The organism is Mangrovicoccus algicola (assembly GCF_014903745.1).
In the GTDB taxonomy this organism is placed as follows: domain Bacteria; phylum Pseudomonadota; class Alphaproteobacteria; order Rhodobacterales; family Rhodobacteraceae; genus Mangrovicoccus; species Mangrovicoccus algicola.
Genome location: NZ_JACVXA010000027.1, coordinates 37,501 through 62,424, shown reverse-complemented (window position 1 = coordinate 62,424; position 24,924 = coordinate 37,501). Strand labels below are relative to the sequence as shown.

Below are 24,924 nucleotides of genomic sequence, written 5' to 3'. Positions count from 1 at the left end.
CGCAGCCCTCCGGCAAAGCCGAAACCCGGCACCACGGAATAGGCGCCGGGCTTTCCTAGCCGTTGCAACGGGGGCGTCTCCTGCCGGAGGCGCCCCCGTTTCACGAGACGCTCAGAGCCCCAGCCCGGCCTTCACGCAGGCACGGCCCGCCGCATTTCCGGGTGCCTCGAAGGCGCGCCACATGTTGCGGCCGGACCAGATCTCCAGCTTGGTGCCGTCCTCCATCACCGCCTCGCCGCGCAGCGTGCCGGGGCTCGAGGTGCGGAACTGGAAATCCGCCTTCTGCCCGTTGGAGCAGCTCAGCTGCACCCGCGCGACCGCGCGGTTCATCGTCGGCAGGAAATCCCCCGCGCAGGTGATCCCCGACGGGCCCTCGGCATAGAGGCGGCCGCCCTCGCTCTGGTAGCTGCGCCCGACCAGGGCGGGACCGGTTTCGCCGAAACAGGCGACGACAGGGGCGCATTCGGCGGCCCGGGCGGGATCGGCATCGCACATGGCGGCGGCGCGGCGCTGGACCTCGGCGGTCAGCGCATCGCTGCTTTCGGCGGCGGGCGCGGCGGCGGGGCCATCGGCGCCGTCGCCGGTGGCGGCAGGCTGGTCGCAGGCGGCAAGAAGGCCGAGCGCGGCAAGAAGAAGGGCAGGGCGAAGGGACATGCGAATGCTCCGGTCTGTCGGTCCGCCCCGAGACTAGCCCCGCCCGGGCGGACGGGCAACGCGTCCGATCTGCCGCATTGCCCGTTTTCCGGGCAGGGCGGCGGGGCTGCATCCTGCCGCAAGGCTGCCCCCTTGCGGAACAGCGGGGCTTTCGTGTCAGGTAGGCGCGACCAAGACCCCAGCCGAGGGAGCCCCCCATGCCCGCCAAGATCACCCGCGCCGCCTATGCCGACATGTACGGCCCCACCACCGGCGACCGGGTGCGGCTGGCCGATACCGAGCTGGTCATCGAGGTGGAGCGCGACCTGACCACCTATGGCGAGGAGGTCAAGTTCGGCGGCGGCAAGGTGATCCGCGACGGCATGGGCCAGTCCCAGGCCACCCGCGCCAGCGGCACCGCCGACACGGTCATCACCAATGCGCTGATCCTCGACCATACCGGCATCTACAAGGCCGATATCGGGCTGCGCGACGGGCGCATCGCGGCGATCGGCAAGGCGGGCAATCCCGACACCCAGCCGAATGTCGACATCGTCGTCGGTCCCGGCACCGAGGTGATCGCGGGCGAGGGGCGCATCGTCACGGCGGGCGGCTTCGACAGCCATATCCATTTCATCTGCCCCCAGCAGATCGACGACGCGCTGCATTCGGGGCTGACCACGATGCTGGGCGGCGGCACCGGCCCGGCCCATGGCACGCTGGCCACCACCTGCACGCCGGGATCGTGGCATATCGCGCGGATGCTGCAGGCCTTCGACGCGTTTCCGATGAACCTGGCGCTGTCGGCCAAGGGCAATGCCTCGCAGCCCGAACCGCTGGTGGAGATGATCCGCGCGGGCGCCTGCGCGATGAAGCTTCACGAGGACTGGGGCACCACGCCGGGCGCGATCGACACCTGCCTGTCGGTGGCCGACGACATGGACGTGCAGGTGATGATCCATACCGACACGCTCAACGAATCTGGCTTCGTGGAAAACACCGTGGCGGCGATCAAGGGCCGCACGATCCATGCCTTCCATACCGAGGGCGCGGGCGGCGGCCATGCGCCCGACATCCTCAAGGTCGTGGGCGAGGCGAATGTCATCCCCTCCTCGACCAACCCGACGCGGCCCTACACGGTCAACACGCTCGAGGAACACCTCGACATGCTGATGGTCTGCCATCACCTGGACAAGTCGATCCCCGAGGACGTGGCCTTCGCCGAAAGCCGCATCCGCAAGGAAACCATCGCCGCCGAAGACATCCTGCATGACCTGGGCGCCATGTCGATCATCGCCTCCGACAGCCAGGCCATGGGCCGGGTGGGCGAGGTGATCATCCGCACCTGGCAGACCGCCCACAAGATGAAGGTCCAGCGCGGGCGTCTGGCCGAGGAAACCGGCGAGAACGACAATGTGCGGGTGAAACGCTTCGTGTCGAAATACACGATCAACCCCGCCATCGCCCACGGGATCAGCCACGAGATCGGCTCGATCGAGGTCGGCAAGCGCGCCGATCTGGTGATCTGGTCGCCCGCTTTCTTCGGGGTCAAGCCCGAGATGGTGCTGCTGGGCGGCACGATCGCGGTGGCGCAGATGGGCGATCCGAACGCCTCGATCCCGACGCCGCAGCCGGTCTATACCCGCCCGATGTGGGGCGCCTTCGGCGGGTCGGTCGCGCGCTCGGCCGTCACCTTCGTCAGCCAGGCCGCCCAGGCCGACGGCATCGGCCGGGCGCTCGGCCTGGCCAAGGACACGGTGGCGGTGAAGGGCACCCGCAATATCGGCAAGGCCGACATGGTCATGAACGCCGCGACGCCGCATATCGAGGTCCATCCCGAGACCTACGAGGTCCGCGCCGATGGCGAATTGCTGATCTGCGAACCGGCGAAGGTCCTGCCGATGGCGCAGCGCTATTTCATGTTCTGAGCGCCGGGGTTTCTTCTTTGCCCGAAATGAAGGCAAGCCGCTGAAATAAAGGTCGGATGACGGTCTGCCGGAGAAATTCCGCGCCTGAGTGACGCAAGGGAAATGCGGGCGTGATAGGCTTGTCTCCGGGGAGAGACCCGCGCCGCCGTCCTGCGGCGCGGACCGCGACAGGAGAATGCCGCGCCATGACGGCCCAGATCCTCGTGCTCTACCCGCCCGGTCTCGACCGCGATTTCGACCATGCGCTGGCGGAACTCGGCTTCGGGATGAACCCCGCAGCGCTCCTGCGCCATCACCGCCGCGCGGCGCTGCGTCTCAACACGCTGGATGATGTGGCGCTGCGGGTGCTGGGCATCACGCGGGCCGATATCCCGGCCTATGTGATGCGCCACCGGTTTCCCGCCTTTGCCGCGCGCGTCGCCTTCCGGGCCGCCAATAGTTGAGCCTTGAACTCCCCTGCGCCCGGGCGCAGTCTCCGCCCATGAGCGAGACCCGAGACATCCTGCCCCTGGCGCAGGGCGTGACCGCCGCACAGCCCGGCGACGACACGATTTCCATGACCTATGGCGACCGCCTGCTGCGCCGCCGCCGCCTGGTATCGGATGGCGGCACCGCCTTCCTGGCCGACCTGCCGGAAACCCGCGGCTTGGACGAAGGCGATGCCTTCGCCCTGCAGGACGGCACCCGCATCGCCGTGCGCGCCGCCTCCGAGACGCTGGCCGAGATCACCGGCGACCTGCCGCGCCTGGCCTGGCATATCGGCAACCGCCACACCCCCTGCGAGATCCGCCCCGAAAGCCTGCGCATCCTCGACGATCACGTGCTGGTCGCGATGCTGGCCCAGCTGGGCGCAACCGTCACGGAGATCAGCGCGCCTTTCCGCCCCGAGGGCGGCGCCTATGGCCATGGCCGCACGATGGGCCATTCCCACGGCCCGGAGGACGGCCACGACCACGGGCCCTCCCACGCGCATCCGCACGATCATTCCCACGCGCATCCGCACGATCACTCCCACGCGCATTCGCACGATCATGGCCAGCCCCGTCACGGATGATCCGCAGGACCTGCTGACGCTGGTCCAGTGGCTCTCGCCCTCCTTTCCGCTGGGCAGCTTCGCCTTCTCCCACGGGCTGGAACACGCGATCTCCAGCGGCGTGATCCGCGACGGCGCGGCGCTGGCGGACTGGCTGGGCGATCTCGTCTCCCATGGCAGCGGGCGCTGCGACGCGGTGCTGCTGGCGCGCGTGCTGGCGGGCGGCGATCCCGCCGCGGCCGATGCCCTGGCCCGGGCCCTGGCGGCGGCGCCGGAACGGTCGCGGGAATCGCTGGTCCAGGGGCGTGCCTTCCTGGCCACGACCAATGCGATCCTGGGCACGGACTGGCCCGAAATGGTGCTGCCCGTGGCGGTGGGGCTGCAGGCCCGGCGCCTGTCGCTTGCGCCCGAAACGGTGATCGGGCTGTATCTGCAGGGCTTTGCCGCCAATCTGGTCCTGGGGGCCGTGCGGCTGATCCCGCTGGGCCAGACCGAAGGCCAGAAGGTCATCGCCCGCCTGGCCCCCGCGATCGCCGCCCTGGCGGCGGAGCTGGCGCGGGATCCGGGGGACGGGGCGCTTTGGTCCGCGACGCCGCTGGCCGATCTGGCGGCCATGGCACATGAACATCAGGAGGTGCGGCTGTTCCGCAGCTGACACCGGCAAGGAGACGACGATGGCAAGCATCAACGGCCCGCTGCGCGTGGGCATCGGCGGCCCGGTGGGCGCAGGCAAGACCACCCTGACCGAACAGCTGGCCCGCGCCCTGGCGCCGCGGCTGTCCATGGCGGTGATCACCAACGACATCTATACCCGAGAGGATGCCGAGGCGCTGATGCGCGCCCAGGTCCTGCCCGCCGAGCGCATCCGCGGCGTCGAGACGGGGGGCTGCCCGCATACCGCGATCCGCGAGGATGCCTCGATCAACCTGGCGGCGGTGGCCGACCTGCGCGGGCAATTTCCCGACCTGGACCTGGTGCTGATCGAATCGGGCGGCGACAATCTTGCGGCGACCTTCTCGCCGGAACTGGCGGATCTGACGCTGTATGTCATCGACACGGCCGCCGGGCAGGACATCCCGCGCAAGAAGGGGCCCGGGGTCACCCGCTCGGACCTGCTGATCATCAACAAGACCGACCTTGCGCCGCATGTCGGCGTCTCCACCGAGCTGCTGGAGGAGGACGCCGCGCGCGGCCGCGCCGGGCGTCCCTTCGTGATGGCGCAGCTGCGCCATGGGACGGGCGTGGAGGAGATCGTCGATTTCATCCTGCGCGAGGGCGGTCTTGCCCTGCAACCGCAAGAGACCGTGGCGGCGCCCGGCTGAGCCTGCGGGCGCGGGGCGGGGAGGATGCGCGAAAGCATCGTCCTGACGGCGGGTCTTCCTCCGGTGCCTCGATCCCGTCGCCTCGAAGGTTGCTGGTTGCAAGTTGCAATCACCGAGCGCCCCGGCACCGGTTGCAGGTTGCAACCCGCAACCTTCGCCCGCGCCCTTCATGGCCCGCATGCGGCGACGCAGACCAAAGGCGGGGCTTTTCCCGCCGGCGCCGCTGGGCTAGCAGGATCCCGATGCTTCGCGTGACCGACCTGACCTGCGCCCGCGGCGGCGTGCCCGTGATCCAGGGCGTCTCCTTCGCCCTGGACGCGGGCGAGGCCCTGGTGCTGCGCGGCCCCAACGGCATCGGCAAGACGACCCTGCTGCGCGTGCTCGCCGGCCTGGCGCCGCCCCTGGCGGGATGGGTCGAGGGCATGGAGGCGACCGCCTATGCCGGGCATGCCGACGGGATCAAGGCGCAGCTGAGCGTGGCGGAAAACCTGCAGTTCTGGGCGGCGGTCTTCGGCAGGCGCGATATCGGCCCCGCGCTCGGGGCCTTTGCCCTGGACCCGCTGCGCGACCGTCCGGCGGGGCTCCTCTCGGCGGGGCAGAAGCGCAGGCTGGGCCTTGCGCGGCTGCTGGTCAGCGGGCGGCCGGTCTGGGCGCTGGACGAACCCACCGTGTCGCTGGATGCCGAGGGCACGGCCCTGTTCGCCGCCGCCATCGCGGCGCATCTGGGCGGTGGCGGCGCCGCGGTGATCGCCACCCATATCGATCTGGGCCTGGCGGGCACGCGTCGGCTGGACCTGGCCGGATACCGCGCCCGCCCCGATGCCCGCGTCTCGGATTTCGACGAGGCCTTCCTGTGATCGCCCTTCTGCGGCGGGATCTGAGGCTGGCCGTGCGGGCGGGGGGCGGCTTCGGCCTGGCGCTGGCCTTCTTCCTGATCGTCACCATCCTCGTGCCCTTCGCGCTGGGACCCGGAACCGGGCGGCTGGCGCAGGTGGCGCCCGGCATCCTGTGGATCGGCGCGCTCCTGGCCTGCCTTCTGTCGCTGGACCGGATGCTGGCGCTGGATCACGAGGACGGCACGCTGGAGCTGCTGGCCACGGCGCCGCTACCTCTGGAGGGGGTGATCCTGGCCAAGGCGGGCGCGCATTGGCTGACCACGGGGCTGCCGCTGACCCTGGCGGCGGCGCCGCTGGGCGTGCTTCTGAACCTCGCGCCCGGCGGCTACCTGTGGCTTTGCGTCTCGCTTCTCGCGGGGACGCCCGCGCTGTCGATGATCGGGGCCTTCGGCGCGGCGCTGACCGTGGGGATGAAACGCGGCGGGCTGCTCCTGTCGCTCCTGGTGCTGCCGCTTTACGTGCCGACGCTGATCTTCGGGGCCGAGGTGGCGCGGCGCGGCGCGGAGGGGCTGGCGACCGGCACGCCCCTGATGCTGCTCTGCGCGCTGAGCCTCGGGGTGCTGGCGGCAATGCCCTTCGCCGGAGCGGCGGTGCTGCGGATCAACCTCAGGTGAAGGGCAGAGATATTGTGCGGATGCGGGCAGGGAGGTAACAGGTTCGGGATGGGATCCTTGTGGGAATATGCGAATCCGGCAGCCTTCGCGCGGATGGTGTCGAAGGTGCTGCCGCTGCTGTCCTGTGCCGCCCTTGCCTGCCTGGCGGCGGGGCTGGTCTGGGGATTCTTCTTCACCCCCGACGACTACCGCCAGGGCGCGACGGTCAAGATCATCTACCTGCATGTCCCCGCCGCGATGGTGGCGATCAATGCCTGGCTGATGATGCTGGCCGCCTCGCTGGTCTGGCTGATCCGCCGCCATCATGTCAGCGCCCTGGCCGCGCGGGCGGCGGCGCCGGTCGGGCTGGTCATGACGCTGATCGGGCTGGCCACCGGCGCGATCTGGGGCCAGCCGATGTGGGGCAGCTGGTGGGAATGGGATCCGCGCCTGACCGCCTTCCTGATCCTGTGCCTCTTCTACCTGGGCTATATCGCCCTGTGGCAGGCGGTTGAGGATCCCGATACCGCCGCCGACCTGACCTCGGTTCTGTGCCTCGTGGGATCGGTCTTTGCCATCCTCAGCCGCTACGCGGTGAATTTCTGGAACCAGGGGCTGCACCAGGGCGCCTCGGTGATGCGCGTGGGCGCCGTCACCGGCAGCGATACCGAGGAAAAGGTCTCCAACATCTTCTTCGCGCCGCTGGCGGTGTCGATGGCGGGGTTCGTGCTGCTATTCTTGGCGCTGGTGCTGCTTCGGACACGCACGGAAATCTACCGTCGGCGCCTGCGCGCGATCGAGGCGCGGGAAAGGATGGCATGATGCCGGATCTGGGAAAATACGCGGGCGCGGTCCTGTCCGCCTATGGCGTATCGCTGCTGCTGCTGGCCGCGCTGGTGGGGGTCAGCCTGCTATCGGCGCGCCGCGCGGGCCGGGCGCTGAGGGATGCGGAGGCACGGCGTCGCGATGGCTAGGGTTCCGCCGCTCGTCCTGCTGCCGCCGCTGGTCTTTGCCGGGCTGGCCGCCGCCTTCTACCTGGGGATGCAGCGCGAGGATCCCGATGCGCTGCCCTCCGCGCTCGAGGGGCGCGCCGCCCCCGCCACGGCGCTGGAGCCGCTGGGCAGCCTGCCCGAATTCGACCCCGCGACGCTGTCCGACGGGCAGGTGAAGCTGGTCAATTTCTGGGCCTCCTGGTGTGCGCCCTGCCGGGTGGAACATCCCAATCTCGAGGCGCTGGCCGAAGAGGGGATCCCGATCTACGGCATCAACTACAAGGACCAGCCCCGGCAGGCCCTGGCCTTCCTGGCAGAACTGGGCAACCCCTATGCCGCGCTGGCGCAGGATGCGGCGGGACGGGCCGGGATCGACTGGGGGCTCTACGGCGTGCCGGAGACCTTCGTGATCGACGGGACGGGCAGGGTGATCCTGCGTTTCCCCGGGCCGCTGACCGGGCGCGTGATCGAGGAAACGATCCGCCCGGCCCTGGCAAGGGCGCGGGGCTGATCCCAGCCCGCGCGCCTTGCGGCCCCGGCTGACGGTTGCAACCTGCAACCATCGCAGCGACGGATCATCGGCGCCTCGCCGTTCGGATGATCGTCGGCAAAGGTCGGTTTTTCAGATCCCGCAGGTCGCGAAGCTTTCGGGCAGGACATGACGGTTCTGCCGCATCTCATGTTCGGTTTGCTTTGACACGTGATCCAGGACGCGCTTCTTTTTCGGCGCGCGCAGGCGCAGGCGTTCGGGCCCATCCCCGCCGCCGATCGTCACCGCACCTGTCCTGCCGAACATCTGCCGGGCCACCGCATCCCCCGACAGGGGCTCTCCGGCCGGCATGCGCTGTTCCATCTTGGCCAGCTGCCCTTCGGCGATCGTGTCGTCCCATTTCCACGAATCCCAGGCCCCGGGCTGTGCATCCGTGTCGCGACGCCGTTGCTGACGCGTCAGGAACCGCCCAGCATCGATGAATTTCATGTGGACGAGGTACAGCTCGGGGTCGAAGACGAAGGGCTCCGTCACCGCATGGGGTGACATGGTCGCGGCATGCCCCAGAAGATGTGGCTTGGCATAAAGAGGGTTCAGCACGACATTGCGCCGCTGCTTGAAAATCGGAGCGCCAAGATCCAGAGATGACTCGTTGGCGCGGTCATGAAACAGGTCCAGACCGATACCGGCCACGATCCTGCCATCTGCAGCACGCGCGCGGATATAGGCCTCCAGATCGGCATGGATTGCCGGATCCGCAACGAAGATCTCGTCGGTGTCGTTGAACAGCACCACGTCGTAATAGCCGAAAAGCCCGGCAATGATTCCGTTGATCGCGATAAAGCGCTGCCGGTCGAAATGCACCGCCTGCCGGGCCTGCGACGTGTCTTCGCGCAGGGGCAGGCGGAAGACATTGACGCAGCCCCGGCCCAGTTCGGGCGGCAGCATCTCCCGCGGCGGCCGGGCCGATCCGTTGTCTAGAATGAACAGGTTCTCCGCGCCGAATTGGCGCGCGTAATACCGGAACCAGATCGGCAGGAAGAAATCCTCATCCTTCATCATGGTCACGCAGGCGATCTTGGTCATGGGCTTTCCGGGGTCTTTCGTATTGTGCATCCGCCGAACGGGCCGACTGTGCCCGGCATGCCGCCTCCCGGCAAGCGTCCATCGTGCCGCCCCCGGAACCGTCAGGGGGGGCTTTGCATTAACCGGGCATGAAACGCCAATCGAAGGAGCTTTCCATGACCCGTTTCGCCATTCCCGCCCTCGCCGCCGCGACTGCCATTGCCGCCGCGCCGCTCTGGGCCCAGGATACCGCGATCGACCCGGGCAACCTGATCCTCGCCGACGACCTGGACGGGGCAGAGATCTATTCGGATTTCGAAAGCGGCAACTGGGCGGAGGAACCCAGCGTCAGCACGATCGGCGACGACTGGAAACCGATCGGCCATATCGAGGATGTGGTGCTCGACATGAATGGCGACATGTACGGGATCGTGGCCGATATCGGCGGCTTCCTCGGGATCGGCGACCGCCATGTCCTGTTCGAAATGAACAATGTCATGATCCTGCCGAAGGCGGAGGGCAGCGACGACTACCAGCTGGCGGTGCGCGCGACGCAGGAAGAGCTGGAAGCGATGCCCGAGGTGGAAAAGGGCTGGCTCGACTAAACCGGTCGGCAGCCGCTGGACGCAACGCAAAGGGGGCCTTTCGGCCCCCTTCTTCGTATCCCGGCATCCGGCAGCCGCCGGTTGCAATCTGCAATCAACGCAGGATGGAACGGCCCGCATATTCGGCGGTGGCGCCCAGCATCTCTTCGATGCGGATCAGCTGGTTGTATTTTGCAAGCCGGTCGGAGCGGGCCAGGGACCCGGTTTTGATCTGTCCGCAATTGGTCGCCACGGCGAGATCGGCAATCGTGGCATCCTCGGTCTCGCCGGAGCGATGCGACATCACGTTCGTGTAGCGCGCGCGATGCGCCATGTCGACGGCCTTGAGGGTCTCGGTCAGGCTGCCGATCTGGTTCACCTTCACCAGCATGGAATTCGCCACGCCCTGCGCGATGCCGTCCGCAAGGCGCAGCGGGTTGGTCACGAACAGGTCGTCGCCGACCAGCTGCACCTTGTCGCCGATCTCGTCGGTCAGCAGTTTCCAGCCTTCCCAGTCATCCTCGGCCATGCCATCCTCGATCGAGATGATCGGATAGGCGTCGCACAGCGCCTTGAGATAGGCGACATTCTCGGCCGGGCTCAGCGACTTGCCTTCGCCCTTCATCTCGTATTTGCCGTCGCGGAAATACTCGGTCGAGGCACAGTCCAGCGCAAGGAAGATGTCCTCGCCCGGCTTGTACCCGGCCTTCTCGATCGATTTCAGGATGAAATCCAGCGCGTCGTTGGTGGAGGCCAGTTCCGGGGCAAAACCGCCCTCGTCGCCCAGGCCGGTGGACATGCCCGCCGCCGACAGTTCCTTTTTCAGGGTGTGGAAGACCTCGGATCCCATGCGAACGGCCTCGCGGATATTCTCCGCGGCGACCGGCATGATCATGAATTCCTGGATGTCGATCGGGTTGTCGGCATGTTCGCCGCCATTGATGATGTTCATCATCGGCACCGGCAGGACCCGCGCGGAGGTGCCGCCGACATAGCGATACAGCGGTTGCATGGTGAAATCGGCGGCCGCCTTGGCACAGGCCAGGCTGATCCCGAGGATCGCGTTGGCCCCCAGCCGTCCCTTGTTCGACGTGCCGTCCATCTCGATCATGGCGGCGTCGATGGCGGCCTGTTCGGTCACGTCCATCCCGACCAGACCCTCGGCCAGTTCGCCATTGACCGCGGCCACGGCCTTCAGCACGCCCTTGCCCATATAGCGCGCCTTGTCGCCGTCGCGCATTTCCACCGCCTCATGCGCGCCGGTGGAGGCCCCCGAGGGGACGGCCGCGCGGCCGGTGGTTCCGTCCTCGAGGATCACGTCGACCTCGACGGTCGGATTGCCGCGGCTGTCGAGAATCTCGCGGCCGATGATGTCGATGATCGTGCTCATGGTGTTGCTCCCTCTCGGAAAAACCTGTCCGCGCCCCTGTTAGCCTGCCTTCAGCGCGGAGGAAAGTGGGCGACTGCGCGCATGCCGTTCGCGATGCAGCGTATAGAGTCCCGAACCCAGGATCAGGGCGGCCCCGACCATCATCGGCAGGTCGGGCCTTTCCCCGAAGACGACGAAGCCCAGGGTGATTGCAAACAGCAACCGCGTGTAGCGGAAAGGGGTCACGACGGCGACTTCGCCGATGCGCATCGCCTGGGTGATGGCGAAATATCCGCAGATCCCGCAGCAGGCCGCCATGAGCAGAAGCCAGAGGTTGCGCGATGCAACCGGTGCGGCCCCCTCGAGGAAGGGCGTCAGTATGCCGCCCGCCACGGCCATGGCGCAGAACCCGTAGAAGGCGATCAGCAGGGACGGGATCTCGCGCGGGACCGCCCGCGTTGCCAGGTCCCGCGCGCTCATGCTGGCCGTCGCCGCCAGCGCCAGGAGGGAGACCGGGTCAAAACTGTCCAGCCCGGGGCGGATGATGACCAGCACCCCGGCAAATCCGGTGGCCAGCGCGGCCCAGCGGCGCCAGCCGAACACCGCCCCGAACAGCAGCACCGCCCCGAATCCGACCATCAGCGGCGCGGCCTGCATGATTGCCGAGGCGGTGGACAAGGGCATGCTGACGATGGCCGCGACCATGAAGACGGTTCCCGCGATCTCGGCGATGGTGCGCAGCAGCAGCGGCCGGTTCAGGAAGGCGGGCGAGACGACGCGGATGCCGCGCCGGCGGCACAGAAGCCAGAAGAACACCGCGCCGCAAAGGCCGACGAAGATCAGCACCAGCCCCGCGGGCATGGAGGCCGCCAGCGTCTTGACCAGCGCATCCTCCAGCGCGAAACTTGCCATGGCCAGGATCATGAAGCCGATCCCGCGAAGGTTTTCCAAGGGTCAGGCCCCCGGTTTCTTGGCGGGGACGCCGTAGAGTTCCAGGCGGTGACCCTTGAGGCGGTAGCCCAGCTTGGCCGCGATGCGTTCCTGCAGCGCCTCGATCTCGGGATCGACGAATTCGATCACCTCGCCGGTATTGAGGTCGATCAGGTGGTCGTGATGGTCGCGGTCGGCGGGTTCGTACCGGGCGCGCCCGTCGCCGAATTCCCGCTTCTCCAGGATCCCCGCCTCCTCGAAGAGCTTGACCGTGCGATACACCGTGGCGATGGAGATATTCGCGTCCACGGCCTGGGCGCGGGCATAGAGTTCCTCGACATCCGGATGGTCCTGCGTGTCCTGCAGCACCATGGCGATGACCCGCCGCTGTTCCGTCATCCGCAGGCCCTTGGCCTCGCAGAGCGCGATGATCCCGTCCGCCATGTATCCGTCCTCCGGCTCTGCGCCGCTTTCCGTGCGTGGCGGCAGATAGGGCGAGACGCGACCGTTTTGCAACCGTCGCGGCGGCGCCTTGATGCAGGCCGCGCTTGGCGGTTGCCGGTTGCAACCTGCAACCGGCGGCGCATGCACTCAGCGCGCGGTCACGCCCATCCGGGCATGGATCGCCTCGCGCGTGGCGGGATCGAGCTGCAGCGCAGCGGCAAGCGTGTCGAGATAGCGGATCTCCGCCTTGCTGTCGACGGTGATGGCCATCAGCGATACCGCATAGACTTGGGCGCGGCTCTGCTCGTTCGCATCCCGTGCCAGCGCCATCGGATCCAGCGGAGCGGCCAGTTCCGCGCGGACGAAGGCGATCTCCTCGGGGCTGGCGTCACCCAGATGGCCCAGGATCTTCTCCTGTTCGGCCGCGTCGATCTCGCCATCGGCCTTGGCCGCCTGGATCATCGCCCGGATCATCAGGCGGGCATTCTCCTCGGCCATCTGCCCCGCCGCGGTTCCCTCGGTCATCGAGAAGAAGAGATCCGCCGTCGTGCCGCCCGTGGCCGCCGCCATGCCCGACATCGCGTTCATCATGCCGCCCAGACCGGCCAGTTCGGCCGGATCGCGCCGCGCGCCCAGCCCGAAGCGGGACATCATGTCCTCGACCGCCTTGCCGCCGCCGGGCAGGCCCATCTTCTCCGCCATGGAGGCCATCTGCGCGGCCATGTCCGTGCCGGATTTCTCCATCGCGCCGCGCAGCCCCTGCATGCCGCCGGAATTGCCGAAGCGCGACAGCCCGCGGGCGGCGGCAAAGCCGATGCCCAGGCTGACCAGGGTTTTCATGAAGCTCATGATCTCTCTCCCATCCGCCCCGATTGCAGAATGAAACCGGGGTCCGTTGCTACGGTTGCACTTCGCAACCGGCGTTTCAAAGGAGAATTTGGCCCGGGCCCGCCCTTGACTTGCACCGGGAAAAGACTTCTGCACGGCGCGAGGAACAAAGGGCAGGGCGATGCGCAAGGACAGGATGGATTTGGCAGGAGCGGCCGGGCTGGTCCTGTTCGCGGCGGTCTTCGCGCTGAACCAGGTGGTGATCAAGATCACCAATGGCGGGTTCCAGCCGATCTTCGGCGCCGGGCTGCGCGGGCTGGGGGCGGCGATCTGCCTGCTGGTCTGGATCCGCTGGCGGCGCATCCCGATCCGCCTGCCGCGCGAGGCGCGCAAGGGCGCGGTGCTGATCGGGTTGTGTTTCACAACCGAGTTCCTGTGCCTGTTCCTGTCGCTGGACCTCACCAGCGTGTCGCGCTCGGTCGTGATCTTCTATTCAATGCCGGTCTGGCTCACCCTCGCGGGGCATTTCCTGATCCCCGGCGAGCGGATCACGCCGATGCGCGCCGCCGGGCTGGCCTGCGCACTGGCCGGGGTGGGGATCGCGCTGGCCGATCGCGGCGGCGGGCAGGCCAGCCTGGCGGGGGACCTGCTGGCGCTTGGCGCGGCGCTGGGATGGACCGGGATCGCGCTCTGCGCCCGGGTGACCCCGCTGCGCGACGTCCGTCCGGAGGTGCAGCTTCTGTGCCAGCTGGCGATCTCCACCGTACTGCTTCTGGCCCTGTCCCCGCTCTTCGGCCCGTTCCTGCGCGACCTGCAGGCGATCCACCTGTGGGGGCTGGGATTCCAGGCAGTCGTCGTGGCTTCGGGAGGCTTCCTGTTCTGGCTCTGGGTGCTATCGATCTACCCGGCCGGGCCGGTGGCCAGCTTCAGTTTCCTGACGCCGGTCTTCGGGGTCGTCCTGGGCTGGCTGATCCTCGGAGAACCGCTGGGGCCGGGCATCTTCCTGGCACTGCTCCTGGTGGCGGCGGGGCTGCTTTTGATCAACCGCCCCGTCCGCGGCGTGCGCACCGCCTAGGTGCCGCAGAAGGTCCGCAGGACCTCCTGACCCGGCTGCGGTGGCAGATCGAAACCGGCGGGCGGGGCCGCGTAGGGATCGGTCACCGCCGCCAGGAGCGCCGAGAACGGGTCGAGATCCCCGGCGACCGCCGCGGCGATGGCCTCCTCGACCAGGTGGTTGCGGGGAATGACCGCAGGGTTGCACCTTGCCATCATGGCGGTATCGGCACCGCCCTGGCGGTCGAGCCGCGCCCGGTATTGCGCCAGCCAGTCCCCCAGCGGCGCGGGATTCGCGAAGGCGCCCGCCGGATCCCCCCCGGCCAGCGCGCGGAAGGTGTTGGTGAAATCGGCGCGGCCGGTTTCCATCGCCGAGAGCAGGCCCAGGACAAGCCCCCAATCCTCCTCCTCGGCGGTCACGAGCCCCAGCTTGCCGCGGAATTTCGCGAGAAACGCCGCCTCGTAGAGATCGGGAAACCGATGCACCGCCTCCGTCGCCAGGGCCACCGCCCGGTCGCTGTCGGCATGGATCAACGGCAGCAGGCAGGTGGCGAATTGCGCGAGGTTCCACGCGGCGATCCCGGGCTGTGCGGCATAGGCATAGCGGCCGTGATGGTCGATGGAGGAAAAGACCTTGCCCGCCTTGTAGATGTCCATGAAGGCGCAGGGCCCGTAATCGATCGTCTCGCCCCCGACATGGCAATTGTCGGTATTCATCACGCCATGGATGAACCCCAGCGCCATCCAGTCGGCGACCAGCCGGGCCTGCGCGGCGACCACCTCGCCCAGAAGCTCCAGCGCGCCGTCGGCCCCGGGATAATGGCGCGCGCGGACATGATCGGCCAGCAGCGCGACCGCCTCGGCATCGCCGCGGGCGGCGAAATACTGGAACGTCCCGACCCGGATATGCGAGGAGGCCACGCGGGTCAGCACGGCGCCGGGCAAGGGACCCTGTTCGCGCAGCACCGTCTCGCCGGTGCTGACGGCGGCCAGGGCGCGGGTTGTCGGCACGCCCATCGCATGCATCGCCTCGGAGACCAGGTATTCGCGGATCACCGGGCCCAGCCAGGCCCGGCCGTCGCCCATGCGCGAGAAGGGCGTGCGCCCGGCCCCTTTCAGCTGGATGTCCCGGCGCTGGTGGTTGCAATCCACAACCTCCCCCAGAAGGATTGCGCGCCCGTCGCCCAGCTGCGGATTCCAGCCGCCGAACTGGTGCCCGGCATAGGCCTGGGCCAGGGGATCTGCGCCGTCGCGCACCCGGTTGCCCGCCAGCACCTCCAGCCCTTCGGGAGAGGCCAGGGCGGCCGGGTCGATGCCCAGCTGGAGAGCCAGCGCATCATTCACCCGGATCAGCCCGGGCGCGCGCACCGGTTCGGCCGGCTGGCGCGCGTAGAACCGGTCGGGCAGGCGGCCATAGCTGTTGTCGAAGGGGATATGCAGGGTCATGGCGGGCTCCGTTTCCTGCCCCCGATATGGGCAGGACCGGGCCCGGGGTCCAGACCGGGGGCGACGATCCGCCCCCGGGCCGCGTTCAGTAGTCGCGTTCGAAGGAGAATCCCAGCCGCGTGTCGCCTTCGCTGTCGAACCCGCCCCGCGCCGTCAGGCTGGGGGTGATCTCGTAGTTCAGCCGCACCCGGCTGGTGCCGCCGGCGCCCACGGTGACGTCGGTATAGACATCCTCGGAGAGGTACTTGCCGGCCGTGACCTCGGTATTGCCATCGTCATCGGCGCCGACATTGAGCTGATCGACCCCGACGCCGTCGCGCAGCTTGCCGAAGACGCCGCCGCCACCGCCGGTCAGCGTGTTGATCGCCGACAGGAGCTGCGCGACCTCCAGCGGCGACAGCTCGCTGATCGGACGGCCGAAGAACAGATGCGACAGCACCTCGTCCTCGGGCAGTTCCGGGCTGGAGGAGAATTCCAGTTCCGGGTCGTTGACGGGTCCCTCGATCAGGATCTGCGCATCGATGGGCGCGTCCTGCGAGGTGGCGACCATGTAGACATCGGGCACCAGATCGCCGCCCAGGGTGATCTCGGCCGTGTCCAGATTGAGCACCTGGGTCAGGATGTCCATGCGGCCGCGGACGACCTCGAACCGGCCCGAGGGGATGATCCGCTGGGTGGTGCCGCCGATATTCAGCGAGCCGCCGAATTCGGTATCCAGTCCGCGGCCGCGCACGAAAATCCGCGCGGGCGCCGAGATGGTGACATCCAACGGATAGGCCACGGGCGCGCCGGTGGTGCCGTCGCCCGCATCGGTCTGGATCAGCCCGGCGCGGTCGCGGGTGGCCCGGCTGTCCGAAGGTTCGCCCACATGCGTCATGTCGGGGATGGGGCCGCCGCCGCCCATGGCGGAGGGGATCTCGATCTCGGCGCGGTCGATATCGATCTGGCCGTTGATGGAGGCGCCCCCCGCCAGCGGACCTTCCAGGTCGATGCGCCCGCCCAGGTCAATGGTGTAGAGGCTGGGATCGACGAGCTTCAGCTGGTTCAGCGCCACCGCGATATCGCCGTTGAAGGGCGCGGCCAGATCGACCGGACCCGACACGGTGATGGTGCCGCCGGTTTCCAGCGCGGCGCGGAAATCCAGGTTGGCCCGGGACTGGGCGAAGCCCAGATCAAGCGCCATCTGGTTCAGCACGATGCGCGAGGTCGGATCGACGAACCGCGCCCCGGCAAAGCCCACCGTTCCCGAAAGCGCATCCAGCCCCGGGGCCCCGGCGAGACGCAGGTCGATGGAGGCCGCCCCGGTCAGGGACCGCGGCGCGATGAAGGCATTGGCCAGCGTCAGCGGGATCCGCCCGGTGATGCCCAGATCCGACGTGCCGTCCGGCCCCCAGGCGCGCCCGTCGATATCGGCGGACAGCCCGCCGGGGCCCGTCGCGGTGATGTCGGTGAAGAAATCCGTGCCATTGCCCGAAACCTTGCCCGAGACCGAGGCCGGGCCGGGGATCTGCGGCACGAAGACGCCGATATTCGAGATCCCGGCATCGATGTCGATATCCAGGTTGGTCGGCGCCACGTCGCCCGAGACCTGCGCGCGCAGCCCCGCCGGGCCGTTGGCGCCCAGGTCGACGGTCCAGGCGCTGCCGGCGCCGCGGGCATTGCCCTCGACCGTCAGCGGACCGGAGAGCTGCGGCACGAAGAGGCCCAGATCGGCCAGCCGTGCGGTCAGGTCCAGGTCGCCGCCCTCAGGGGCATAGGTGCCGCCGCCCTGCACCTGCAGGTCGGGATTGTCGATCTCCAGCCGCTCGATCGTGATCGTGCCGTCGCGGCGGCGCGCGGCTGCGTCGATGCGGGTCGTGCCGTCGAGAAGCTGATCGACCTGCGGGTTGCCGATGGCGATATCCTGGCCGTTGCCGGTCAGCGCGCCGTCGAAATCGCCGGTCGCGCTGTCGAACCCGCCGGAGACATCCGCCGTCAGCGTGCCCGCCAGCGGCATCCCCGCCAGACCCGCCAGCCGCGACAGGTCGCCGGTATCCAGCGCCAGCTCCGCCGTCGCCGAGAGCGCCGCGTTTAGCCCGCGCAGCGCGGCCTCGCCGGTGGCCGTCAGATCGCCCGCGGACAGGTGCAGGTCGGGAATGTCCAGCGTCCCGGAGTCCTGCGCATAGACCAGGTTGGTGTCCAGGCTGACCGGCGATCCCAGCTTGTCGGTGATCGCCGCGCCCCCGGCATCCAGCGTTACCGCGAAATTCGGCGCCGTGCCCGTGGCCGAGGCCGTGACCTCCACCGGGCCGTCCAGATGCGGCACGAAGGGGTTGATCTGCCCCAGCCAGGCGCGCAGGTCCAGGTCCGCCGCCTCGGGCGAAAGCTGGCCCGCGCCGGTCAGCGCAAGGGCCGGGTTGTGGATGTCCAGCCGCTCGATATCCAGCGAAGTGCCCGCGCCGGTCGCGGCGATGTCGATCACCGTCTCGCCGGCCAGCAGCGGATCGATCTGCGCATTGCCGATGGCGATATCGCGGCCGGTCCCGGCCAGCGTGCCGCCGAAGGACGTGTCGATGCTGTCGAAGCTGCCCTCGAGATCGGCGGCCAGCTGACCGGCCAGCGGCATCCCCGTCAGCCCGGAGAAGCGCGACAGGTCGCCGGTATCGAGGCTGAGCTCGGCATCCGCGGCCAGCGCGTCATCCTTCAGACCGCTCAGCCAGACCGTCCCGTCCGCCGCCAGATCGCCCGCGCGCAGCGCGAGATTGCGGATATCGACCGTGCCGGCCGCGCCGACATAGGCGATGTCGGAGCTCAGCGAGACCGGATCGCCCAGCTGCGCGGTGATCGCCTCGCCGCCCAGGTCCAGCTCCAGCCGGTAATCGGGGGCGGCGCCGCTGACACCGGCGCTCAGTTCCAGCGGACCGGAAAGCTGCGGCGCGACAAGGTTGGCCTCGGCCAGCCGCGCGGTCAGGTCCAGATCGGCGGTGGAGGAGCTGAGCTCGCCGGTGCCCTGCGCCGTGATCTGCGCGGTCTCCAGCATCAGCTCCTCCAGCCGGATCCCCGAAGCCGAGCGCCCGGCCTTCAGCGCCACGCGCGAGGCGCCGGCGATCAGCGGGTCGAGCTGCGGGTTGCCGATGGCCAGGTCCTGCGCGTCGCCCGAGAGATCGACGTCGAAGGCGCCGGTCAGCGCCGCAAAGCGCGCCTTCACCGCGCCGTCGAACCGGCCCTCCAGCGGCTGCGCCACGATCGGCGCGAACCGCGCCAGATCGCCGGTGCTCAGCTGTGCATCGGTGGTGATCTCGATATCGCCATTCTGCACGCCCGCGACGTCAAGGATGCCTTGCAGCGACAGATCCCCGGAGGACAGCCCGAGATTGCGGATTGCAACCGCCCCGGTGGCGGCATCGAAATTCAGGTCCGCATCGAAGGCGACCGGCTGGATCGTGCTGTCCAGCGCCGGATCGCCCACCGAGATCCCGTCGAGCCGCGCCGCGACGTGGCTGGCGAGATTGGCGAGCCCGGCCGGGGTGTCGGCCGTGGCGATGCTGCGTTCCAGCGTCCCGTCGAGATCCAGGTCGGACTGGGCGATGAAGATCTCGCCCTGGCGCAGCTGCGACAGGGCGATCTTCGCGGCGAAGGTGTCGCCCTGGGAGGCGTCGTAATCCACGGACAGATCGGCCGAGAGCAGCCGGGTCTCCGCGCCGGGGACGGGCAGGGTGACCAGCTGGTCGTCGCCGGTCCCGATGCCGCCGCGGATGCTGACCAGCCGGGGCAGGCCGCCGGGATCGAGCGCGACATTGCCCGTCAGGTTCAGCGCCCGCGAGGACAGGTTGAACTGCGGGATCTGCGTGCCTGCCTCCGGGTTCAGTTCGACCCGCGCCTCCAGCCCGACATCGGTGCCGAAGAAGTCGCGGTATTCGGGAACGAAGAGCGGGGTGATGTCGCCGCCCAGATCGGCATCGATCACCGTCACGACCGGCCCGGCCGTGCCGTCGCTCTGGCCCACCTCGACCTGGCCCGCCAGGCGTTCCTGCCCGTCGGTGGCCAGCTGGATATCGGCGGTGAAATCCGACAGCGGCGCATCGCCCTTGACCGACAGGTCGACCGAGGGGGCGCCGGGAAACTTGGCCAGCGTGGCGATCAGGCCTCCCTGATCCTCCTCCACGTCGAGATTGACGGTCAGCTGCCGCGTCTCGTTGACATAGCCGGTATCGACCAGGATGAGCCCGCGGATCGCGTCGGTGCGTTCGATGCGCAGGTCCAGGTTGCCTTCGCCGCCGATCAGCCGGGCCGCGCCCTCGATCGACATCTGTGCATCCTGGCCCACCAGCGCCGCGCCCAGGTCCAGTTCGGCCAGGCTCAGCTGGCCCAGCTCGATGGAGACGGGCAGCTCGGGCAGGGCGAAGGGGGCCGCGGGTTCCGCCTCCGCCTCGATCGAGGGCGTCTCGGGCGGGGGCGTGACGGGCGCGCGCTGCAGGTCGACCGAGCCGATCGCCAGGCTGTCGATTTCCACCCGCTTGCGCAGCAGCGCCAGCCGCCGCCAGTTCATCGTGACATCGTTGATCGCCAGCCAGGTGCCCTGGTCATCGGCCACCTCGATCGTGGCGATCTTCACCTCCGAGCTCAGCGCGCCTTCCAGCCCGATGATGCGCACCTCGCGCCCGTCGCCGCCAAGCGCGTTCTGGATGATGCCTTCGAGGAAGCCGGGATCCTGGGTGTCCTCCTCCTGCTGCGCCAGCATCGGCGCGGCGGGCAGGGCGATGGCCAGGGCCAGCAGGACGGGGGTGATATGCTTGTTGCTCATCAGGGTCATCAGAAGGCCTGTCCCACGCCGATATAGAGATCGACCCGCGAGAATTCCTCCTCAGGGCCCAGATAGGGCGTGGCGATATCGACCCGGATCGGGCCGATCGGGGTGGCGTAGCGCACGCCCAGGCCCACGCCGGAATGATAGTTGCTGTCCTCGTCGACCCAGGCATCCGCCCCGACCATGCCGTAATCATAGAAGGCCACGACGCCGAGACTGTCGGTGACGCGGGTCCGGATCTCTCCCGAGAGGCCCAGGAAGCTGCGCCCGCCGACCGTGTCGCCGTCATAGGTGCTGCCGCCGAGTCCCTCGTATTCCTGGCCGCGCACCGTGTCGCCGCCGCCCGAGAAGAACAGGAATTCCGGCGGCGTGCCTTCCAGCGACGCCCCGGTGACGGCGCCCAGCTGAAGGCGCCCCGCCAGGGTCAGCGGTGCCTCGGCGCCGAAACTGTAATAGGCGCGGTTGTCGAGATCGAGCTGGACCAGGCTCTCGGAGCCGTTCACCCCGTACATGGGCGTCGCCTTGTAGTTCAGATAGGCGCCGTAGAGGGGATCGCCCTCGTCGTCGCGCAGGTCCCATTCCAGCCGGGAGGGAAAGGCCAGGTGGTTGAATTCGCGCGTCCCGAAGGCATCCTCCACGTAGGAATAGCGATAGCCGCCGGCGATCTCGCCCAAGAGGTCGTCGCTGAAATAGCGCGTCAGCCCGATGCCCAGCGTGGCGATCTTCTCCTTGTAGTCGGGTTCGTCATCCAGCTTGATATTGGCATAGGCGAAGGCCACGTTGTCCGGCCCCAGGAAGGCGGGACGGCTCAGGCGCACGCCGAAATCATAGTCGATCCCGCTGCCTGCGGTGCCAACGCCCACCGTTTCGCCGCCGATATTCTGAATCTCCGCATCGAAGCGCAGCTGCTCGGCGCCGCCGAAGAGGTTGCGGTGCAGCCAGAATCCCGAAAGCAGCATGCCGTCCAGCGTCGAGTATTCCGCCGCGACGCCGAAACGATGCAGCGGCAGGTCGATCACCGTCAGCGTGTAATCCAGCGTGCCGTCGGGATTGGGGGTCTCGGCCTCCAGAAGGCTCACCGTGCGGAAGGCCCCGGTGCGGCGCAGGCGGTTGGCGGCGTCATTCAGTTCCTGCGGCGAGAAGATCTCTCCCTCGGGCAGGCCCAGGATCTCGCGCAGGCGCTTCTGCTTGACCTTGGACTGGCCCTCGATCGTCACCGTGCCGAAGCGCAGCTGCGGCCCGGGGCGCAGTTCGATATCGACATCCAGCGCCGCCTCGGGGTGATCGGCGACGATTTCCTCGTCGCCCAGCTCGGCCTTGGCATGCCCGGCCTCGCGCCATTCGCTGACCGCGGCATTCGCGGCCGAACCGATCAGCCCGCTGCGCGCGGGTTCGCCGGGCGCGAAACCGTCCACCAGCGGATCGCCCGCCGCCGCGGCCTCGGGTTCGCGCGGGGCGACCTCGGTGCGTCCGAATCGGAACTGCTCGCCCGGCGTGACGGTGATGGTGATGGCGCCGATCTCGCCCGGGACGGAAAGCGGGCTGATCTCGCTGGCCTCGCGGCCGTCGACGGCGACATTGACCACCGGTCCGTAATAGCCTTCGCCATACATCACGCTGACCATCTGGCGGTAATCCGACAGCGCGGCGGCAAAGATGTCCTGGCTGTCCGCGATCTCCTCGTCCAGGGCCCGTTTCGAGGCCGAGGCAAGCTCCATCTGCGATCGCAACTCCTCGGCGACATCCTCGGGCACGCCCTTGACGACGATATCGACCGAGGACAGCGCCAGTGCGGGCCCCGCAAGACAGGCCAGCACGGCGCCTGCCGCATATCCGAGTTTCGGGACAGATTGCACGAGCAGCCTCCAATTCTCTGCCGGTTTGCCCGGCTTCGTGGTTAACGTCGCCTGTTTACTTGCCTGCCTCAAGGTGTTTTCGCTTGTCCGGCCAGACTGGAAGGCGGCCGTTGCGGGGTGGAGACAGCGGGCGGCCCGCCAGATGAGGGGCGCAAAGAGGAAGGAGCCAAGAATGGCGAAGGTAGCATTTCTCGGACTTGGGGTGATGGGATACCCGATGGCCGGTCACCTGGTGAAGGCCGGGCACGAGGTTGCAGTCTACAACCGCACCGCGGCCAAGGCCGAGGCCTGGGTTGCGGCCCATGGCGGGCGCGCGGGCGCCACCCCGAAGGAGGCCGCGGCGGGCTGCGATTTCGTGATGACCTGCGTGGGCAATGACGATGATCTGCGCTCGGTGGTCCATGGACCGCAAGGCGCGCTTGCCGGAATGGCGCCGGGCGCGGTCCTGATCGATCACACCACCGCATCGGCCATCGTGGCGCGCGAGATCGCGGCCGAGGCCGCGTCGGCCGGGATCGGTTTCGTCGACGCGCCGGTCTCGGGCGGCCAGGCCGGGGCCGAGAATGGCCAGCTTGCCATCATGTGCGGCGGCGCCGAGGCGGATTTCGCCAAGGCCGATCCGGTGATGCAGGCCTATGCCAAGGCGACCGAGCATTTCGGCGAGGCCGGCGCGGGACAGCTGACCAAGATGGTCAACCAGGTCTGCATCGCGGGCATCGTCCAGGGCGTATCCGAAGGGTTGCATCTTGCAATCGAGGCGGGGCTGGACGCCAAGAAGGTCGCCGCGCTTGTCGCCCAGGGCGCGGGCGGCTCCTGGCAGCTGACGAACCGGGCCGAGACGATGGTCGACGGCAAGTTCGACTACGGTTTCGCGGTGGACTGGATGCGCAAGGATCTGGGCATCGCGCTGGAACAGGCCAAGGCGATGGAGATGAGCCTGCCGGTCGCGGCGCTGGTCGATCAGTTCTATGGCGACGTGCAATCCCTGGGCGGCGGGCGCTGGGACACGTCAGCCCTGATCCAGCGGCTGCGTCTGCTGAAGAACGGCAGCCTGTGAGCGCCTGAACGGCGCCCCGGAGGGCCCTTCGGGGCCCTCATGCCTCTTCCCTAGAACCGTGATTATGTCACGTCATGATAGCAAAGCTATCCATGACTTACATAATCAATCCAATGATTTCCGGTAATTAAGGGGTGAAGTTAACTTGAAACCACTCCGTATCGGCCATCATCCAAGGGCATAGCCTGCGCCGCGCACGGTCCGGACCGGATCCTCGCCGCCATGCTGGCACAGCGCCTTGCGCAGCCGACCGATATGGACATCGACCGTGCGCGTGTCGACATAGATGTCGCGGCCCCAGACCCGGTCCAGAAGCTGTTCGCGGCTCCAGACCCGGCCGGGTTTCTCCATGAAAGTCGACAGCAGCCGGAACTCCGTCGGTCCGAGCTTGAGAGGCTTCTCGGCGCGGAACACCTTGTAGCTTTCCGCATCGAGAATGATGTCCTCGAATTCCAGCGTCTCGCCGACCGTGGCGGGACGCGTGCGGCGCAGCTGGGAGCGCACCCGCGCCATCAGCTCCGCCACGGAATACGGTTTCGTCACGTAGTCATCCGCGCCCGTTTCCAGCCCGCGCACCCGGTCGCCTTCATCGGCCCTGGCCGAGATCATGATGATCGGCAGGTTGCGCGTCTCGGCCCGGCTCTTGATCTGGCGGCAGACCTCGATCCCCGAAACGGAGGGCAGCATCCAGTCGAGAACGACCAGATCGGGGCTGTCCTCGGCCAGAAGCATCAGCGCCTCTTCGCCGTCCGCGGCCTCGATGACGCGGAAGCCGCTGGATTCGAGGTTGTAGGACAGAAGATCGCGCTGTGCCGGTTCGTCATCGACGACAAGGACGGTGGGCTGGGACGGAGACATGCGGTTATTCCTCGGCGACCTTCTGGAAGGACGTGCGGTCGGCCTTGGGGCGTTCATCCGCCGGCAGGCTTCCGGTGACCAGGTAGACGACCTGCTCGGCGATGCCGGTGACGTGGTCGCCCATGCGTTCGATGTTCTTGGCGATGAAGTGCAGATGCATGCAGCCGGTGATGTTGCGCGGGTCTTCCATCATGTAGGTCAGGAACTGGCGGAACAGCGCGTTGTACATCTGGTCGACCTCGGCATCGCGCAGGATCACGTCCTCGGCCAGCTTGGGGTCGCGCTTGATATAGGCATCCAGCGCGTCCTGCAGCATCAGCTCCACCGCCTGGGCCATCCGGCGGATCGCGGGCGAGGTGTCGTGGATCTGGCTCATCTGGGTCAGCACGGTGGCGCGCTTGGCGATGTTCTTGGAATAATCGCCGATCCGTTCCAGGTTGCCCGAGACTTTCATCACCGACACGATGGTGCGCAGATCGACCGCGGTGGGCTGGCGCATCGCGATGACGCGGATCGCCTCTTCGTTGACGCTGGTTTCCAGGTCGTCGATGGCCTTGTCATTGGCGCGCACGGCATCGGCCAGCGTCTCGTCGCGCTCGTCCAGCGCCCGGGCCGCATCGGTGATCGCCGCCTCGACGAGGCCGCCCATTTTCATGATCGTCGCCTGGATCGATTCCAGGTCGCGGTCGAAGGCGGTTTGGATATGAGTTTCCGGCATTTCTTTTGCCTCATCCCTGAATGGGACAGGGATCGCCCTGCCC

24 protein-coding genes are annotated in these 24,924 nt (G+C 68.2%); 13 read left to right on the top strand and 11 right to left on the bottom strand.

Translation table 11 applies throughout. The features are described 5' to 3' along the window. Nucleotides 1-111: 111 nt before the first annotated feature. A complete protein-coding gene (locus ICN82_RS10535) occupies nt 112-654 on the bottom strand; it encodes a hypothetical protein (RefSeq protein WP_193182459.1) in 543 nt (180 codons plus the stop codon). Between the two features lie 197 nt (nt 655-851). On the opposite strand from ICN82_RS10535, the gene ureC reads away from it, so the two are divergent. From ureC to ICN82_RS10485, 10 genes are all read left to right on the top strand, one after another. After that, on the top strand, nt 852-2,561 hold the full coding sequence (ureC, locus tag ICN82_RS10530) for an urease subunit alpha (protein WP_193182457.1): 1,710 nt from the start codon (nt 852-854) through the stop codon (nt 2,559-2,561). 185 nt (nt 2,562-2,746) lie between these two features. Then, on the top strand, nt 2,747-3,004 hold the full coding sequence (locus tag ICN82_RS10525; protein ID WP_193182455.1) for a hypothetical protein: 258 nt from the start codon (nt 2,747-2,749) through the stop codon (nt 3,002-3,004). 38 nt (nt 3,005-3,042) lie between these two features. Then, nucleotides 3,043-3,615: an urease accessory protein UreE gene (locus ICN82_RS10520; protein ID WP_193182453.1), complete on the top strand. Its 573-nt coding sequence runs from the start codon at nt 3,043-3,045 to the stop codon at nt 3,613-3,615. After that, the gene (locus ICN82_RS10515) at nt 3,593-4,249 is read left to right on the top strand and encodes an urease accessory protein UreF (RefSeq protein ID WP_193182451.1); all 657 of its coding nucleotides are present in this window, start codon (nt 3,593-3,595) and stop codon (nt 4,247-4,249) included. The genes ICN82_RS10520 and ICN82_RS10515 overlap by 23 nt, the downstream gene beginning before the upstream one ends. Before the next feature lie 19 nt (nt 4,250-4,268). After that, nucleotides 4,269-4,916 (top strand): urease accessory protein UreG, encoded by a 648-nt coding sequence (gene ureG, locus ICN82_RS10510; RefSeq protein ID WP_193182449.1) that lies wholly within the window; start codon nt 4,269-4,271, stop codon nt 4,914-4,916. A 242-nt stretch (nt 4,917-5,158) separates the two neighbouring features. Next, nucleotides 5,159-5,773 carry a heme ABC exporter ATP-binding protein CcmA gene (gene ccmA, locus ICN82_RS10505; protein ID WP_193182447.1) on the top strand — a complete coding sequence of 205 codons (615 nt, stop codon included), beginning with the start codon at nt 5,159-5,161 and terminating at the stop codon, nt 5,771-5,773. Beyond that, nucleotides 5,770-6,426, top strand: a complete 657-nt coding sequence (gene ccmB / locus ICN82_RS10500) for a heme exporter protein CcmB (RefSeq protein ID WP_193182445.1) — start codon at nt 5,770-5,772, stop codon at nt 6,424-6,426. Before ccmA ends, ccmB begins: the two co-directional genes overlap by 4 nt. A gap of 48 nt (nt 6,427-6,474) precedes the next feature. Further along, nucleotides 6,475-7,227 carry a heme ABC transporter permease CcmC gene (gene ccmC / locus ICN82_RS10495; protein ID WP_193182443.1) on the top strand — a complete coding sequence of 251 codons (753 nt, stop codon included), beginning with the start codon at nt 6,475-6,477 and terminating at the stop codon, nt 7,225-7,227. After that, the gene (ccmD, locus tag ICN82_RS10490; RefSeq protein ID WP_193182433.1) at nt 7,227-7,379 is read left to right on the top strand and encodes a heme exporter protein CcmD; all 153 of its coding nucleotides are present in this window, start codon (nt 7,227-7,229) and stop codon (nt 7,377-7,379) included. Before ccmC ends, ccmD begins: the two co-directional genes overlap by 1 nt. Continuing rightward, a complete protein-coding gene (locus ICN82_RS10485; protein ID WP_193182431.1) occupies nt 7,372-7,908 on the top strand; it encodes a DsbE family thiol:disulfide interchange protein in 537 nt (178 codons plus the stop codon). The genes ccmD and ICN82_RS10485 overlap by 8 nt, the downstream gene beginning before the upstream one ends. Nucleotides 7,909-8,019: 111 nt before the next feature. Here ICN82_RS10485 and ICN82_RS10480 read toward each other — a convergent pair whose 3' ends face one another. Continuing rightward, a complete protein-coding gene (locus tag ICN82_RS10480; RefSeq protein ID WP_193182429.1) occupies nt 8,020-8,973 on the bottom strand; it encodes a glycosyltransferase family 2 protein in 954 nt (317 codons plus the stop codon). A 155-nt stretch (nt 8,974-9,128) separates the two neighbouring features. Here ICN82_RS10480 and ICN82_RS10475 point away from each other — a divergent pair, with 155 nt between their 5' ends. Beyond that, nucleotides 9,129-9,557 (top strand): PRC-barrel domain-containing protein, encoded by a 429-nt coding sequence (locus ICN82_RS10475; RefSeq protein ID WP_193182427.1) that lies wholly within the window; start codon nt 9,129-9,131, stop codon nt 9,555-9,557. Nucleotides 9,558-9,651: 94 nt separating this feature from the next. Here the strand turns inward: ICN82_RS10475 and eno are convergent, their stop codons facing one another. From eno to ICN82_RS10455, 4 genes are all read right to left on the bottom strand, one after another. Further along, nucleotides 9,652-10,926, bottom strand: a complete 1,275-nt coding sequence (gene eno / locus ICN82_RS10470) for a phosphopyruvate hydratase (RefSeq protein ID WP_193182425.1) — start codon at nt 10,924-10,926, stop codon at nt 9,652-9,654. A 39-nt stretch (nt 10,927-10,965) separates the two neighbouring features. Then, nucleotides 10,966-11,856, bottom strand: a complete 891-nt coding sequence (locus ICN82_RS10465; RefSeq protein ID WP_193182423.1) for a DMT family transporter — start codon at nt 11,854-11,856, stop codon at nt 10,966-10,968. A gap of 3 nt (nt 11,857-11,859) precedes the next feature. Further along, the gene (locus ICN82_RS10460; RefSeq protein WP_193182421.1) at nt 11,860-12,279 is read right to left on the bottom strand and encodes a Fur family transcriptional regulator; all 420 of its coding nucleotides are present in this window, start codon (nt 12,277-12,279) and stop codon (nt 11,860-11,862) included. Nucleotides 12,280-12,426: 147 nt separating this feature from the next. Beyond that, complete coding sequence (locus tag ICN82_RS10455) at nt 12,427-13,128, bottom strand: DUF533 domain-containing protein (protein WP_193182419.1); 702 nt, start codon at nt 13,126-13,128, stop codon at nt 12,427-12,429. Between the two features lie 175 nt (nt 13,129-13,303). Here ICN82_RS10455 and ICN82_RS10450 point away from each other — a divergent pair, with 175 nt between their 5' ends. After that, the gene (locus ICN82_RS10450; protein WP_226898420.1) at nt 13,304-14,182 is read left to right on the top strand and encodes a DMT family transporter; all 879 of its coding nucleotides are present in this window, start codon (nt 13,304-13,306) and stop codon (nt 14,180-14,182) included. Here the strand turns inward: ICN82_RS10450 and ICN82_RS10445 are convergent. The 3 genes from ICN82_RS10445 to ICN82_RS10435 all read right to left on the bottom strand — a co-directional run bounded on the left by ICN82_RS10445 (nt 14,179) and on the right by ICN82_RS10435 (nt 22,248). After that, nucleotides 14,179-15,606 carry a protein adenylyltransferase SelO gene (locus ICN82_RS10445; RefSeq protein ID WP_193182416.1) on the bottom strand — a complete coding sequence of 476 codons (1,428 nt, stop codon included), beginning with the start codon at nt 15,604-15,606 and terminating at the stop codon, nt 14,179-14,181. The two genes, ICN82_RS10450 and ICN82_RS10445, sit on opposite strands and share 4 nt — an antisense overlap. Nucleotides 15,607-15,691: 85 nt before the next feature. Continuing rightward, the gene (locus ICN82_RS10440) at nt 15,692-20,398 is read right to left on the bottom strand and encodes a translocation/assembly module TamB domain-containing protein (protein WP_193182414.1); all 4,707 of its coding nucleotides are present in this window, start codon (nt 20,396-20,398) and stop codon (nt 15,692-15,694) included. Next, nucleotides 20,398-22,248, bottom strand: coding sequence for an autotransporter assembly complex protein TamA (locus tag ICN82_RS10435; RefSeq protein ID WP_193182404.1), 1,851 nt, complete (start codon nt 22,246-22,248; stop codon nt 20,398-20,400). The genes ICN82_RS10440 and ICN82_RS10435 overlap by 1 nt, the downstream gene beginning before the upstream one ends. Nucleotides 22,249-22,390: 142 nt before the next feature. On the opposite strand from ICN82_RS10435, the gene ICN82_RS10430 reads away from it, so the two are divergent. Then, nucleotides 22,391-23,305 (top strand): NAD(P)-dependent oxidoreductase, encoded by a 915-nt coding sequence (locus ICN82_RS10430; protein ID WP_193182402.1) that lies wholly within the window; start codon nt 22,391-22,393, stop codon nt 23,303-23,305. Nucleotides 23,306-23,473: 168 nt separating this feature from the next. Here the strand turns inward: ICN82_RS10430 and phoB are convergent, their stop codons facing one another. Beyond that, nucleotides 23,474-24,163 carry a phosphate regulon transcriptional regulator PhoB gene (gene phoB / locus ICN82_RS10425; RefSeq protein WP_193182399.1) on the bottom strand — a complete coding sequence of 230 codons (690 nt, stop codon included), beginning with the start codon at nt 24,161-24,163 and terminating at the stop codon, nt 23,474-23,476. Between the two features lie 4 nt (nt 24,164-24,167). Further along, nucleotides 24,168-24,881, bottom strand: a complete 714-nt coding sequence (phoU, locus tag ICN82_RS10420; protein ID WP_193182398.1) for a phosphate signaling complex protein PhoU — start codon at nt 24,879-24,881, stop codon at nt 24,168-24,170. Nucleotides 24,882-24,924: the final 43 nt, after the last annotated feature.

Coding starts and splice junctions, on each gene's coding strand:
- ICN82_RS10525 (WP_193182455.1), top strand. CDS start 2,747: ATGACGGCCCAGATCCTCGTGCTCTACCCGCCCGGTCTCGACCGCGAT.
- ICN82_RS10480 (WP_193182429.1), bottom strand. CDS start 8,973: ATGACCAAGATCGCCTGCGTGACCATGATGAAGGATGAGGATTTCTTC.
- ccmA (WP_193182447.1), top strand. CDS start 5,159: ATGCTTCGCGTGACCGACCTGACCTGCGCCCGCGGCGGCGTGCCCGTG.
- ureG (WP_193182449.1), top strand. CDS start 4,269: ATGGCAAGCATCAACGGCCCGCTGCGCGTGGGCATCGGCGGCCCGGTG.
- ICN82_RS10485 (WP_193182431.1), top strand. CDS start 7,372: ATGGCTAGGGTTCCGCCGCTCGTCCTGCTGCCGCCGCTGGTCTTTGCC.
- ICN82_RS10450 (WP_226898420.1), top strand. CDS start 13,304: ATGGATTTGGCAGGAGCGGCCGGGCTGGTCCTGTTCGCGGCGGTCTTC.
- ICN82_RS10445 (WP_193182416.1), bottom strand. CDS start 15,606: ATGACCCTGCATATCCCCTTCGACAACAGCTATGGCCGCCTGCCCGAC.
- ureC (WP_193182457.1), top strand. CDS start 852: ATGCCCGCCAAGATCACCCGCGCCGCCTATGCCGACATGTACGGCCCC.
- ICN82_RS10430 (WP_193182402.1), top strand. CDS start 22,391: ATGAGGGGCGCAAAGAGGAAGGAGCCAAGAATGGCGAAGGTAGCATTT.
- ICN82_RS10535 (WP_193182459.1), bottom strand. CDS start 654: ATGTCCCTTCGCCCTGCCCTTCTTCTTGCCGCGCTCGGCCTTCTTGCC.
- phoU (WP_193182398.1), bottom strand. CDS start 24,881: ATGCCGGAAACTCATATCCAAACCGCCTTCGACCGCGACCTGGAATCG.
- ICN82_RS10475 (WP_193182427.1), top strand. CDS start 9,129: ATGACCCGTTTCGCCATTCCCGCCCTCGCCGCCGCGACTGCCATTGCC.
- ICN82_RS10455 (WP_193182419.1), bottom strand. CDS start 13,128: ATGAGCTTCATGAAAACCCTGGTCAGCCTGGGCATCGGCTTTGCCGCC.
- eno (WP_193182425.1), bottom strand. CDS start 10,926: ATGAGCACGATCATCGACATCATCGGCCGCGAGATTCTCGACAGCCGC.
- ccmD (WP_193182433.1), top strand. CDS start 7,227: ATGCCGGATCTGGGAAAATACGCGGGCGCGGTCCTGTCCGCCTATGGC.
- ccmC (WP_193182443.1), top strand. CDS start 6,475: ATGGGATCCTTGTGGGAATATGCGAATCCGGCAGCCTTCGCGCGGATG.
- ICN82_RS10460 (WP_193182421.1), bottom strand. CDS start 12,279: ATGGCGGACGGGATCATCGCGCTCTGCGAGGCCAAGGGCCTGCGGATG.
- ICN82_RS10440 (WP_193182414.1), bottom strand. CDS start 20,398: ATGACCCTGATGAGCAACAAGCATATCACCCCCGTCCTGCTGGCCCTG.
- phoB (WP_193182399.1), bottom strand. CDS start 24,163: ATGTCTCCGTCCCAGCCCACCGTCCTTGTCGTCGATGACGAACCGGCA.
- ICN82_RS10515 (WP_193182451.1), top strand. CDS start 3,593: ATGGCCAGCCCCGTCACGGATGATCCGCAGGACCTGCTGACGCTGGTC.
- ICN82_RS10520 (WP_193182453.1), top strand. CDS start 3,043: ATGAGCGAGACCCGAGACATCCTGCCCCTGGCGCAGGGCGTGACCGCC.